Origin of the sequence: Streptomyces cyaneochromogenes, from assembly GCF_003963535.1 — a bacterium.
In the GTDB taxonomy this organism is placed as follows: Bacteria; Actinomycetota; Actinomycetes; order Streptomycetales; family Streptomycetaceae; genus Streptomyces; species Streptomyces shaanxiensis.
Genome location: NZ_CP034539.1, coordinates 8427411 through 8439515 on the forward strand (window position 1 = coordinate 8427411; position 12105 = coordinate 8439515).

The window sequence follows — 12105 nt, forward strand, 5'->3', positions numbered from 1 at the left end:
CGGTTCACGACCGTCGCCAGTCCCGGAACGCGGTGAGCAACAGGCCCCGGGCATCGTCAGAGATGCTTTCCGGGGTCAGCTCACCCGTCGTGGCGATCGTCTGCCGGAACTGATCCAGATACAGCTCGCACTTGGAGCACTCGGCCAGGTGGCCCACGAAGCGCTGCTCGTCCTCCTCGGACAGGGAGCCGTCCAGAAAATCGGTCACCAACTCCACGAACTCATCGCAGTTCACGCTTGCCCCCTCCCGATCGCGCCCTCGTGGGCTCCCGACAGATACGTTTCCAACTTGCCGCGCAGCAAAGCTCTCGCCCGGTGCAGGAGAACACGCTGGTTCCCAGGCGAGATCTCCAGCAGGGAGCACACCTCCTCGGAGCCGTACCCCTCGACATCGCGCAACGTGATCACGGTGCGGAGACGCGGCGGAAGCCCGTCTATCGCGTCCTCGATCACACCGCGGACCTCACCACGCAGCACATGGTCCTCGGGAAAGTGCCAGGGGCGCGGCTCCTGCCCGACGGCCCAGTGCCCCGCATACGGTTCACCACGGCCGCGGAACCGAGCGGGATCCACCGTCGGGCCCTCCTCCTCCGCCAGGAGATCACCGAAGGGAACGGTCCTGCTCTCCTTCGTGCCGCGCGCTTTGGCCGTGTTGACCAGAATCCGGTAGACCCAGGTCTTCAGACTCGAGCGTCCCTCGAAGTCGCCAATGCCCTTGATGACCGCCAGCCAGGTGTCCTGAACGGCCTCTTCGGCGGAGTCCCTCGTCGACACGAACGACATCGCGACCCTCAACATGCCACCGGACCAACTGTCCAGCACCAACGCGAAGGTCCGCTCGTCACCATCACGCAGTTGCTGTACCAGGACGTCGTCCGGGGGCATTTCGAGTACGCCCGCCATCGTCCCTCCTCACGGCCATCAACGGGGAGCCTCAGCCTACGGGGTGTGGCAGAGGACCATGCAGACGGGAGGCCCTGACCGAGGGGTGGACGTCGGCGAGGGCGCCGATGAGGGCGGTGGCCGACGGACCGGCGGCGAGCGCGGGCAGGGGGACGAACACGGGCCGATGGTGGAAGGCGGCGTAGGCGGGCGCGGACAGAACGCCGAACGCCGTGCCCGCCAGACCGCCGAGTGTGGACAGCACGACCGACTCGGTGAGGAACTGGAGCCGGATCTGGCCTCGACTCGCGCCGAGGGCCCGCCGCCCGGAGCCGCGGTCGAGGAACCGCCCCGCCGCGACCCGCCCGTTGATCAGGGACAGCGGGTCGGCCTTGGCCGCCAGCACGCTCAGGCCCGTGTAGTCGGCGCGGTTGTTCCGGTCGTACCGGTCGTACCGGTGTACCTCGGCGTGGGGTGGCGCGTCCGAGCGAGATCGCCAGTGCCGACAGAACGGAGGGGATCTCGCGGCCGCCGACGCGGGCAAGATGCGCCTGCGTCCGGAACCCGTCGACGTGCGCGGCGTCCTCGACCACGTCACCGCGGTCCACGGCCCAGCCGTCGATCGGGCGTCACGGTCACGGTCACCGCGCAGGACGCGCTCGACGTGTCCGCGGACCCTTTGCGACTGCGCCGGATACTCGGCAACCTCGTCTCCAAGGCCGTCCGTCACACCTCGGCCGGCGACACCATCGCCTTGCGCGCCCTGCGCGCCCTGCGCGACGGCGCCTTCGTCACCGTCGACGTGCGGCCCGGGTCCTACCCGGTCGGTGTGAGCCAGGGCATCGGGTCCACGTACTGTCCGTCCAGGAGGACCTCGAAGTGCAGGTGGGGGCCCGTGGACAAGCCGGTGGAACCAACCCGGCCGACCGGGGAGCCCACCGACACCGACTGGCCCGGGACGACCTGGATCGCGGACAGGTGGCTGTAGGTCGTCTCCAACCGCTTGCCCGCTATGGTTCCGTGGTGGATCACCACGCGATTTCCGTACGCGGGCGTCATTCCGGCGAACTCCACCCGGCCCGAGCGCGCGGCGGACACCAGCGCTCCTTGAGGCCCACCGAAATCCACTCCCGTGTGCAGCTTGGTCACTCCGGTGAGCGGGTGTTCGCGTCTGCCGAACGCTGAGGTGACAGTGGGGGTGCGGAGGGGAGCGGACATGAGCGCCGACGCGGTCGGGACCTCGGTCGCTTCGGGGTTCTGCCGCACGAGCGACTCGTACTGCGCAAGCCGCGCCTCGACCTCGTCGAGGACGTCACGGGCGGCGGCCGGAACCCGGCCCGCTCGGGCCACCGCGTCCGTACCCACGGTGTGAGCGGCGAGGGTCAGGTCGACGAGGTCCCCGTTGACGGTGCCGCGGGTCCTTAGGGCGGTCACCTCTCGCGCGAGCGAGCAGTCCTGTCGGCCCAGTGCCATGATCGCGTCCACCGGATCGCGCGGCGAGGAACGTCCGCTGCCGTTGTCGTCGCGGCCCCACTTCTTCCACTGGGCGTCGGTGAAGCGCGCGATGCCCTGCCGCGACACGCTCGGGGTGTCGTCGTTCCACCCGGAGAGCTGGTCGATCTGGGCGGCGAGAACCGCGGGCGTGACAACCGGGCAGTCGCGGGTCGCCTTGCGCAGCCAGGGGACGTAGGAGCCGTTGACCTTGCCACCCACCGTCTCCGTGACGCCGGCCCCACCGGACGGCCCCGGAGACAGGTGATCGCTCCGCAGAGCCAAGAACGTCGACACTCCGGCCACCGCGACCAGACTCGGCATGACGACGAGCGTGAAGAGACCGGGGCCACGTTGGCGCGGGCGCCGATCGACACGATCAGCACGATCGGGATGATCGGGACGACTCAACGCGCCTTCGCCAACCGCTGGTTTGTCCGCGTCCTGTTCCTTGACGAGGGGAGTGCCTTCCGCCACGCTCCGAGGCTAGCGATCAAGCGCCGCGGCATCACAGGACCTTGCGGCCAAGCTCAGTGCCCCAAAGGGCAGTTCTCGGTCCGACCTTGTATGCGCGCACCCGTCGTGGGACTCCCCGGCCTCTCACGCTGAGGAGAGCAGCTGGACACGTCGGCGCCGTGACACGGTCCGGGATCCGGGTCCGATCACGGTCGGCGTCGGCCCGCGACTGCGTACCCTGCCCCGATCTCGCTGCCACGCACCCGGCACAGGCGGGCGCTACCGGGCCCGCTGCCCTTTCGTGAGGACTGTTCGATCCACCACACGGCACCCTGATCTGCCCGCCCGGGCCTTCCGTCGTCCACCGCGCGAAGGGCAGATTTCCGTCACCGCGCGAAGGGCAGATTTCCGTGGGGTATTTCCGGGCTGCCCGGGGTCGCCGCACCGCGAGACCCCTCAGCGCCCTTGATCGCCATCGCACCGAGGAGAGATCGGACGTTGCCCACACACCACCGGGCCCCTGCCAAGGCGGACACCTCCGGCCCCGCAGCCACGCGCGGGTGCAAGACGTCCTCCGTCCCGACGAGGGCGCGGGCCGTGCTCGCTCTGCAGCAGAGCGCGGGCAACGCCGCTGTCAGCCGTGCGATGACCGTCCAGCGGGCACCGGGCGGCGCACAGCAACAGCAACCCCAGCAGCAACAACCCCAGCAGCAACCCCAACCACAGGTGCCCAGCCAGATCGCCCCGCTGATCGCCAGACTCGAACGTGATCTGAGGGCCTACGACGGGTTTCGCCTTCATCACGAGAAGGCCCTCAAGAACGGGGACTACTGGAACAGCAGGACTCCGGAAGACCTGCTCCCGTGGTGCACGCACATCCAGCAGCTCTTTCAGCATCTCGATGCCTGGAGAGCCGCCGATCCCGCGGTTGAGCGGTGGTACACCGCCTCCCCGGCGCTGGACACCCTGCGCGGCACGATCGCAGGCCACCTCGTGCGCTACACCGAACAGACACAGAATTACGGCTACTTCCTGATGTACCACTTCGGACGGATGTGGCGCGAACCGCAGATGCGGGGACAGCCATTCAACGGCTCCTATCTCGGCCACTTCGCGTCCCTGTCTGCCGAGACCAGGCATACCCTGGAGGTCGACCTCGATGTGAGCACCGAGCGGGTGCGGCACAACCTCGGCGGCGCCCAGGGCCCGGCATGGGTGGACAGCAAGCGCGCGGAGATCGAGGCCGGCCTGCGGCAGTGTGTGCTGCGGCACTACTCACCGGCCGACCGCGTCGAGAGCATCATGGGCACAGCGCAGGCCCCCCGGCCGAACCCCGCTCTGAAGTCAGCCGCGATCCTGGAGAAGGAACCGACGCCATTCCAGCACAACACCGGCGGCTTCGATTTCGTGGACTTGACCAATCACGGTTTCGTCTTCTTCTACATCGAGCAGGCTGGGGCGGGTTTCCGCGGCAGCCGCTTCGGCGGACCCGATCCCGCCCGCATCACACTCCCCATCAGTATGCTGGAACAGCACAACGGCTGGGTGATGCAAAACGACTTCCTCGACAGGGAGTTCCCCACCATCCGTGCCACCGATCAAGGGGAGATGCTCTCCTACACTCGTAAGCCGGACGTTGCACAGAAACAAGATAAATACCTTTCGGTTCCGGCCAAGTCCCCCGAGGGACAGCTGAAGAACGCGGTGCACGAGGCCAAGGCGCTCTACGCCGCTGCCGAGGAGCGTGTCCAGCGGGTGGCCAAGACCTCCGAGCAGGTGGGTCGGCTGGCCCAGCAGGGAGACAAACCTGACGTCCTGATCAGAAAAATGCGGCAGCTCATGCAGCAGGAGAAGGCACTGCGGGACGAAGTGGCGAAGATCGACCAGGTGAAACTGGGCGAACTGCAGCAGAAACGCGCGAGCGCTCTCGACAATTCCAAGAAGTACTCGCGCCAAGTGCGCATCCACCGGCCGGCCGACATGCCGGCGATGACCGGGCACACCCAGTACACCGGTCCCGCGAGCCAGACCGTCCGCGAGGAGAAGACCCGGTCGAACGTGCTCGTCGGCGGCGACATCATCCCGGGGCTGGCCCAGCGCTGCATCGTCGAGATCGCCCGCATCCAACGCCAGCAGCCATCCGTAGGCGCCCGGCTCCGCGCCATGTCGGGCGACGAGCTGATCAACGTGCTGCTCAAGGACTTCATCCGGCCACAGGCGATGTTGCAGAAAACGGTCCCCTTTACACGCGCGGACGTCGAGTTCAAGAACCCGCGCCCTTGAGAGGGCGTTCCGTCCGTCTCCTGTCGCGGCCTCTTTCGGTTCGGGTGCGGAAGCCTTGGCGGGTGAACGCAGCCCGGGTCCACGTATCGACGTACGGGCCGCAGCCCCACGGCATCGTGGCTGACAAGTGGCTTACGCCGCCCGTCCCTACCGCTGCCACGTTGTGCCCGTACGGCCGCTGAACCCTGCCCGCGGATACCTGGCCCTCGGCCGCACCTTGTGTCCACAGTGAGTCGACCGGTCACCCGAGGAAGGCATATGCACGCACCAGACAGAGACAAGAACACCGCCGAGGCCGCACGCGGCGGCCTCCCCAACCGCCGCCCCGAGACTCTGGACGGCAGATCGCCGCTCCACGCGCTGCAGCGCAGTGCGGGCAACGCCGCGGTCGTCCAGTTCCTCCGCCGATCCGGCGGCGCCCAAGGGCAGAATCGCCACCGGCACGGGGTCGGTTGCGGCCACCAGACAGCGCAGTCCCAGATCCAGCGCGCCGCCGTCCACGATGTCCTGCGCGAGGGCGGCCGCCCCCTGGACGACGCCACCCGCAGCGACATGGAAGCACGGCTCGACGCCGACTTTTCCGACGTCCGTATCCACACCGGCGGCGCCGCCCAGGCGTCCGCGGCGGAGCTGGGTGCCCGTGCCTACACCTCCGGCAACCACGTGGTCATCGGGGCCGGCGGCGCGGACAAGCACACCCTGGCCCATGAGCTGACCCACGTCATCCAGCAGCGCTCGGGCCCCGTGGCCGGCACGGACCGCGGCGACGGACTGCGCGTGAGCGATCCGTCCGACCGCTTCGAACGTGAGGCCGAGGCGAACGCCGTCCGTGCCCTGTCCGGGAGCGTGCCGGTGAGCCGTGCGGTGCAGCGGGCCGATGCCTCGCCGACGCGAGCCGGCGAGGCGCCGCAGGTGCAGCGGATGGAGGCGATCAAGAAGCAAGCCAGCGCCGCACTAAGCCTCTTCGGGCTCCGCAGAGACGAGGTGGCCCCCGGCGCCCCCCGCCAGAAGGCCGCCCAGCACATCCGCGATGTGCTGAAGGCGCGAGGGCTCGAGGGTGAGGACACGGTGGGTTCACGCGTTGCCGATGCCATTGACGGCATCAGGACGGTGGCGGGTGAGCACGGGTCCCGGGATATCCACACCGTGTTCACGCAGCCCGAACTGGCGGAGCTGTACGCGATCCCCAACAGCGACCCGCGCTCGAAGGATGCACACGAGAAGATCGCCGAGTGTGAGCGGGAGTACTGGCTGGCGCAGCACAAGGCGAACCCGACGAGGGGCACGCAGATCGCGATCGATGTGGATGTACAGACCCGTGTGCGCCTGCAGAGGACGGTCGGCGGCACCACCTCGTACATGCGCCAGTTCCAGGAAGCCTTCCGCAAGAGCATGGGCGACGAATGACGTCGCCCGCGGACACGGGGGCCGGCACCTCGGCGCGTTCGGGCCCGGCCAGGACGCGGCGGCGGTCCCCGCGACCTGGCCCTGACGCTGTTGGGTGACGTGCGTGACCTCATGGCCAGGGTGTGCCGGTCCGCACCGCGGGAACAGGACGGCGGCATTGCCGACCGAGCACTGGAGGTCGGGCGGGACCGCGGGGTTCGTGGGCGGCAAGGCGCCGAGCACGGCCATCGGGCGACCGGTGGTGGGCGGGACGACACCCGTCCGGGAATACGACGCGTCCGCGCTCGACCCCAACGGCATTCCTCTGTCCGACAGCCTCGGAACCCTCAACCGCTACCAGTCGATCTGCAAGACGCTCCAGGCAGCGCCGCTCCTACGAACACGGCGGCCGGGGGGACGGGGCCCAGCGCAAGCCCCACGGCGCCTGGTAGGGCTCCGTCACCGGCTCCCTACGTGTTTCTCTTGTTGTGCTTCTTGATACCGGAGTGCAGGTCATTGGGGTTGTTCGGCAGCAACAGGTTTCGGCCGGGCGGGCTGTGGCCGGTGGCGGCCTTGTGCACCCCGATCGCGAAGTCGGTGCAGTTGTAGCGCAGCAGGTTGTATTCCCGGTTCAGATTCTTCTGAATGTACTTCTGGGCTTTCGAGAACTGCTTCTGTGTGAGGGGGACTGACAGTTCGGTGGTCGCGTTGCTCGGATCGTCATAGTTCATCCTTACTTCCCCGGGCACGCTCTGGTGCGGCGCGTCCTGATTGATCTGTCCGCCCTTGGGATAAAAGCCCGCAGAGGACTCGAACTTGTTGTCCTTGTAGAACGCCACCCAGGAGTGACCGACCCGCTGAAGGTAGTTCTCGTCACGGAAACTGGCATTCTTCCGCACCAGAATGCGCAGCGTGATGGGGTCGTCCCCGGCCTCCTGCTCCTGCTCCTGCTGCGCAGCCTCCGTCCGGGGGCCACCTGCCAACTCCCCGGTCGCCGGCACCCGGATTCTGCTGAGCTCACCCTCCTCGTTCCACTCCCAGCCCGGCGGTGGCGCAACGCGTTGACGGGCCGCGGCCGCGGCCGCGTCGGCCCAGTCGGGCACCCGCTGGACGACCTGAGCGGCAGCGGGCACGACAGCACCCGCTGCGCGCCGCACGGGCTGCGCCGTGAACTCCTCGTCGGTGTGTGCCGGAGTGGTCGTGATCCGCTGCACGGGCGCCGCCTCGGTGGGTGCGGGACCGGACATGACACGGCGGGCGTTCTCCTCCGCGGCGCGCTCGAAGTGGTCGGAGGGGTCCGAGACGCTGAGTCCGGAGCCGTTGTCGGTCCCCGCGACCGGTCCCTGACGCTGTTGGATGACGTGCGTCAGCTCATGGGCCAGGGTGTGCCGGTCCGCACCGCCGGAACCGATGACGATGTGGTTGCCGGAGGTGTAGGCGCGGGCCCCCACGTCGGCCGCCGAACGCTGGGCGGCCGGCCCGGTGTGCAGCCGTACGTCGGAGAAGTCCGCTCCGAGACGGGCTTCCATGTCGGTGCGGGTGGCGGGGTCGAGCGGCTGCCCAGGGGCACGCAGCACACTCTGCACTGTCCGCTGGACGGACATCCGGGCCGTCCCCGCGCCTGTCGCACGGTCGGTGCGGATCGTCCGCGCGACAGCGGCATTGCCGGCCAACCGCTGGAGGACAGGCAGGACCGCGGGGTTCGTGGGCGACAAACCGCCCGCTCCGGCCGTCGGACGACCGGCGGTGGGCGGGACGGCGGAACGCGAGGGGGCGCGGCCCCTCGCCTCCTCGCGATGCGAATGCTGCATTGCCACTGACGCTCCCGGGCCCGCGCGGACATGACCAACCACCAACATCGACCGAATGGCTCGGCGTGCCCAGAGCCAAGGGGCCAGGAATTCGCGCAGCCCAGTGCCGAAGGAGGGGCAGATCCGGTTGCGTCCAGGGAAGGTGGTGTACGGGTTCGACGCCGCGAGCGAGTGAGCATGTTGGAGGTCAGGCTCGACGCGGTCCGCGACGAGGCCGACGAACTGCGCCGCGCGAGGGCTGCCCACTTCGACATGCCTTCCACCGCCCCCGAGAAGCAGCCGAGCTCCACCGAGACCTGCTGACAACCGGCAGCCCCGGCCGGAACGTTCGTCCTGAGGGGGACGGGGCCGTTTCCCGCTGGACGGGCGTCGCTCAACCGATCGTGAAGGTCGCCGTCTTGTCGTCGAAGGCGGTGTCGCCGTCCTCCGCCGTGGCGAGGGTGGCGACGTGCCAGCGGCCGTGCTCGGACTCGGAGGCATCGGCAGCGTTCACCGTGACCTTGTAGGTGCAGCGGGCGGTGTCCTCACCGGCGGGATTGCACGTGGCCGACTCCGCGGCGGCCAGTTCCTTCTCGGTCAGCCCGTTCTTCGCGAAGGGGCCGTCGGCCGGCCAGGCCAGGACCTTGAGACTCTTGACGCCGGAGGCCGCAGTGACTTCGGTGGTGAAGGTGAGGGAGCCCTCGCGGTCTCCGGCGGGGGCCGTGTAACGGGCGGTGCTGTTCTCCAGGGCGGGCGGTTGCTCCCCGGCGTAGGCCAGGACGAACGCTCCGGCGCCGCCGAGGACGACGAGTGCGGCGGCCGAGCCCAGGATGATGCGTCGAGACATGACAGTTCTCCCCGTGATTGCGTCAACTTGAGCGGCGCCTTTGGCTGCGCCGCTGCATCAATAATCACCGCTCGGGGCGGCCCGGCCGTAAGTACGAATACTCATCTCTGGATGGGGATTTGGGCGCCGGCCTTGCCCTTTCGTGCAGTTCGTGCTGTGCAGGCTTTGCTCAGCCAACTACCCGGTCCGGAGGGGTACGTAGGGGACGAGCGGGGTCACCGGACGTCAGCGGAGGCGTTCATCAGGGGGCTGTGCAGGCAGATGCGGCCGGCGGCGATACCACCGGTGAGCTGGCCCACCAAGCTGATCACGGTCGGGGACCCGGACGCCTGGGCAGTGAGGCGTCCTTCGCAGCGCTGTGCGGTGTCAGCCCAGTCGAGCGTTCCTCGGGCAGTCGGCAGTACCGTCGCCTGAACCGGGGCGGCGACCGGCAAGCGAACGCGGCCCTGCACCGGGTCGTGCAGACCCGCCTGCGCGCTGACCCGCGCACCCAGGACTACTACGAACGCCGCGGCAAGGAGGGCAAAACCCGGCGCGAGATAGTCCGAAGCCTCAAGCGCTACGTGGCCAGGGAGGTCTTCCACCTGGTCAGACATGTGCAGTCGCAACCCCCGTCATAGGGGCAGTCGTGATACGTGAGAGGGTCTGAGGCGTGAGTGAAACACCGTCGAACACCCTGCAATACCGCTTTGACGGGCCAGAAGAGGCTCCCGTCCTGATCTTGGGTCCCTCCCTGGGTACCACATGGCACATGTCGTAGATACCGTCCAGGGGCGTCCACGTGGTCCAGAGTGAGTGGGTATGTTCGGGTTGGGGCCTTGTGGTGCGAGAGCGTCCACGGGGTTGGTGACACGCTCGTGACACCTGCAGCGCTCCTGCCGCCGTGTCCCGACGGGGAGTCGGTGTAGACGGGACCTGATGCGACTTGCATCGCCGGACTGTTCCGACGATGCCCGTCGTGCAGTTGGTCAAGGTGCCCCGGCAGGACCTCTCTTCGTGGTCCTTGCCGATCAATGAGCTTCTTCGAGCTGGCCACCGATCAGGTGACGGCCCACACAGCGCAACGAGCGAGGCCCCCGAGCTGTTGATCGAGATGTCTGACGTCTCAACCACGCTGCTCGGGGGCCTCGTTGGTCATCCATCCCGCCGTACTCGACCTGCCCCATGCACTCGTGGAGTGGGTGACCATGCTCGTCGTCACCCGTGAGGGCGACCGGCGCTGCAAGCTCCGCCCGTCGCAGCGCGCGATGGTGGCACTGGTGTACCTGCGCGAACACATCACCTTGGCGAAGATCGCTGCCGGATTCGGGATCAGCGAGTCCACCGCCCACGCCTACACCAGCGCAGTCGTCCACTTGCTCGCCGGACGCGCCCCCGGTCTGCTGAAAGTCCTGCGCGAGGCCGACGCGGACTTCGCCTGCTGGACGGCACGCTCGCCGAGTGCGACTGGGTCGGCGACGGACGGGCCGACTACTCCCACAAGCACCGTCGGCACGGGGTGAACGTGCAGGTGGTCACCGATCCGGACGGCCGGCTGCTGTGGCTGTCACCCGCGCTGCCGGGCCGGACTCATGACCTGACCGCTGCTCGCACCCACCGGATCATCCGCATCTGCGAGCGCCAGGGCGTCCCCATCCTGGCCGACCTCGCCTACCAGGGCGGCGGCCCCTGGGTGACCACGGGCATGAAACGCAGACCCCTGCAGGAACTCACTCTCACCGAGAAGACTGTCAACCGGGCCCTGGCCGCGGCACGGGCACAGGTCGAACGAGGCGTCGCGCGCCTGAAGTCCTGGCGGATCTTCCGCAGATCCCGGTGCAGTCCAAACCGCATGACGTCAATCGCCAAAGCCATCCTCACCCTGGAGCGGCAACGCTGAAGAAGCTCAATGTCCCAGCGCCTCGGCGAGCGTCCAGCAGTTGCGCCGTTCCAGCTCCATCAGCATTGGCTGGGTCATCTGCCATGCCGGCAGCCGCGAGTCGCGACGCGGGAAGCGGCAGGCCACCACTGGTCCGCATCGACCAGCCCGCCGTGGCCGGCCTCAGCCACCACGGCCCGGCACGCTCCTCTACACCAGCCGCGGTACCGGCTTCTGGGGCCCGCCGTTCCGCGTCTTCGCCCCCCAGCGAGATCACCCTGCTGGTGCTCCGCTCTCCGCAGCAGCAGTCCACCTCGATGTAGCGCTGGACGGGCCGACACATCCGCTTGGAGGACATCGGCTTAAAGCAATCCACGAGTCGAGGGATACGGCGTCAACGGACTGCGATGGCGTGGGCGTCCTGGTCCGGGAGACCGGGCGACCTCAGGCCATGGCCAGGACGGCCGAGACCAAGGCCCGCAGGCAGACGTTCTCGGCTTCCTCGTCCGGCAGGGAGAGGTGCTGCATCGTCAGTCCGTCGAAGCCGGCCAGGAAGAACCTCGCGATTGTCTCGGCGGGTTGGCCGAGCTGGTGACCGGTGCGTTCGGCGGCCTGGCGGACCAGCTTCGTCGTCACCGCCAGGACCTCGCTGTAGTGGCTCTGAAGAGCCTCCTGCACGTGTGGTGTACGCAGGGCGAACATGCTCAGTTCGGTGAGCAGTTGGTGCGAGGCGGGCTGTTCGAGCACCGTACGCCAGAGTGCTTCGGCGAGCGTGACGACGGTTTCCTCGAAGCTCGCGTCCGTGGGTGCGGCCTGTGTCACCTGGTCGACGAGGTCTTGCGTGAGCTGTTCCATGACGGACCGGTACAGTTCCTCCTTCGTGCCGAAGGTGTAGTGCACGGTCGCCTGTGCCACGCCGAGTTCGGCGGCGATGGCGCGGGTGCTGCCGGCGGCGACGCCCTCCCTGGCCATGAGGGCGATGGCCGCCTTGATGAGTTGTGGGCGGCGCTCCGCCGCGGACACATGAGCCATGACCACGATCCTATTCGACTCAGTCTGCCGAACAGGTCGCTCGACAAATCACCGGTACATGCTGATGCCCGCTCCTGGGC

10 protein-coding genes and 3 pseudogenes are annotated in these 12105 nt (G+C 68.4%); 6 read left to right on the plus strand and 7 right to left on the minus strand.

The window, feature by feature from the left end; translation table 11 throughout:
* Window positions 1–4: 4 nt before the first annotated feature.
* The 4 genes from EJ357_RS38085 to EJ357_RS38100 all read right to left on the minus strand — a co-directional run bounded on the left by EJ357_RS38085 (window position 5) and on the right by EJ357_RS38100 (window position 2784).
* Window positions 5–235 carry an anti-sigma factor family protein gene (locus tag EJ357_RS38085; RefSeq protein ID WP_126396210.1) on the minus strand — a complete coding sequence of 77 codons (231 nt, stop codon included), beginning with the start codon at window positions 233–235 and terminating at the stop codon, window positions 5–7.
* Window positions 232–903 carry an RNA polymerase sigma factor gene (locus tag EJ357_RS38090; protein ID WP_126396211.1) on the minus strand — a complete coding sequence of 224 codons (672 nt, stop codon included), beginning with the start codon at window positions 901–903 and terminating at the stop codon, window positions 232–234. The genes EJ357_RS38085 and EJ357_RS38090 overlap by 4 nt, the downstream gene beginning before the upstream one ends.
* A 31-nt stretch (window positions 904–934) precedes the next feature.
* Entirely contained in the window at window positions 935–1426 is a 492-nt protein-coding gene (locus EJ357_RS38095; RefSeq protein WP_228472737.1) for an ABC transporter permease, read from the minus strand.
* A 272-nt stretch (window positions 1427–1698) separates the two neighbouring features.
* Window positions 1699–2784 (minus strand): M23 family metallopeptidase, encoded by a 1086-nt coding sequence (locus EJ357_RS38100; RefSeq protein WP_407698535.1) that lies wholly within the window; start codon window positions 2782–2784, stop codon window positions 1699–1701.
* 642 nt (window positions 2785–3426) lie between these two features.
* Here EJ357_RS38100 and EJ357_RS38110 point away from each other — a divergent pair.
* Entirely contained in the window at window positions 3427–5112 is a 1686-nt protein-coding gene (locus EJ357_RS38110) for a hypothetical protein (RefSeq protein WP_175647666.1), read from the plus strand.
* 258 nt (window positions 5113–5370) lie between these two features.
* Window positions 5371–6519, plus strand: a complete 1149-nt coding sequence (locus tag EJ357_RS50840; RefSeq protein ID WP_126396216.1) for an eCIS core domain-containing protein — start codon at window positions 5371–5373, stop codon at window positions 6517–6519.
* A 449-nt stretch (window positions 6520–6968) separates the two neighbouring features.
* On the opposite strand, the gene EJ357_RS50845 is transcribed toward EJ357_RS50840, so the two are convergent.
* Entirely contained in the window at window positions 6969–8075 is a 1107-nt protein-coding gene (locus EJ357_RS50845; protein WP_407698441.1) for an eCIS core domain-containing protein, read from the minus strand.
* 411 nt (window positions 8076–8486) lie between these two features.
* Between EJ357_RS50845 and EJ357_RS50325 the strand changes: the two genes are divergently transcribed.
* Window positions 8487–8612, plus strand: coding sequence for a hypothetical protein (locus EJ357_RS50325; RefSeq protein ID WP_267132823.1), 126 nt, complete (start codon window positions 8487–8489; stop codon window positions 8610–8612).
* A gap of 70 nt (window positions 8613–8682) precedes the next feature.
* Here the strand turns inward: EJ357_RS50325 and EJ357_RS38125 are convergent, their stop codons facing one another.
* On the minus strand, window positions 8683–9135 hold the full coding sequence (locus tag EJ357_RS38125) for a DUF5707 domain-containing protein (protein WP_126396217.1): 453 nt from the start codon (window positions 9133–9135) through the stop codon (window positions 8683–8685).
* Between the two features lie 311 nt (window positions 9136–9446).
* On the opposite strand from EJ357_RS38125, the pseudogene EJ357_RS38130 reads away from it, so the two are divergent.
* From EJ357_RS38130 to EJ357_RS49755, 3 pseudogenes are all read left to right on the plus strand, one after another.
* Window positions 9447–9755: pseudogene (locus EJ357_RS38130) on the plus strand (transposase); the annotation flags it as partial.
* A gap of 510 nt (window positions 9756–10265) precedes the next feature.
* Window positions 10266–11014, plus strand: a pseudogene (locus EJ357_RS38145) (transposase family protein).
* A 128-nt stretch (window positions 11015–11142) separates the two neighbouring features.
* Window positions 11143–11316, plus strand: a pseudogene (locus EJ357_RS49755) (metallophosphoesterase); the annotation flags it as partial.
* Window positions 11317–11437: 121 nt separating this feature from the next.
* On the opposite strand, the gene EJ357_RS38155 reads toward EJ357_RS49755, so the two are convergent.
* Window positions 11438–12025, minus strand: a complete 588-nt coding sequence (locus EJ357_RS38155; RefSeq protein WP_126396218.1) for a TetR/AcrR family transcriptional regulator — start codon at window positions 12023–12025, stop codon at window positions 11438–11440.
* Window positions 12026–12105 lie beyond the last annotated feature (80 nt).

Bases quoted from the DNA above. Each gene is read 5' to 3' on its own strand.
- EJ357_RS38155 (WP_126396218.1), bottom strand. From the start codon at position 12,025: ATGGCTCATGTGTCCGCGGCGGAGCGCCGCCCACAACTCATCAAGGCG.
- EJ357_RS50840 (WP_126396216.1), top strand. From the start codon at position 5,371: ATGCACGCACCAGACAGAGACAAGAACACCGCCGAGGCCGCACGCGGC.
- EJ357_RS50325 (WP_267132823.1), top strand. From the start codon at position 8,487: ATGTTGGAGGTCAGGCTCGACGCGGTCCGCGACGAGGCCGACGAACTG.
- EJ357_RS38090 (WP_126396211.1), bottom strand. From the start codon at position 903: ATGGCGGGCGTACTCGAAATGCCCCCGGACGACGTCCTGGTACAGCAA.
- EJ357_RS38125 (WP_126396217.1), bottom strand. From the start codon at position 9,135: ATGTCTCGACGCATCATCCTGGGCTCGGCCGCCGCACTCGTCGTCCTC.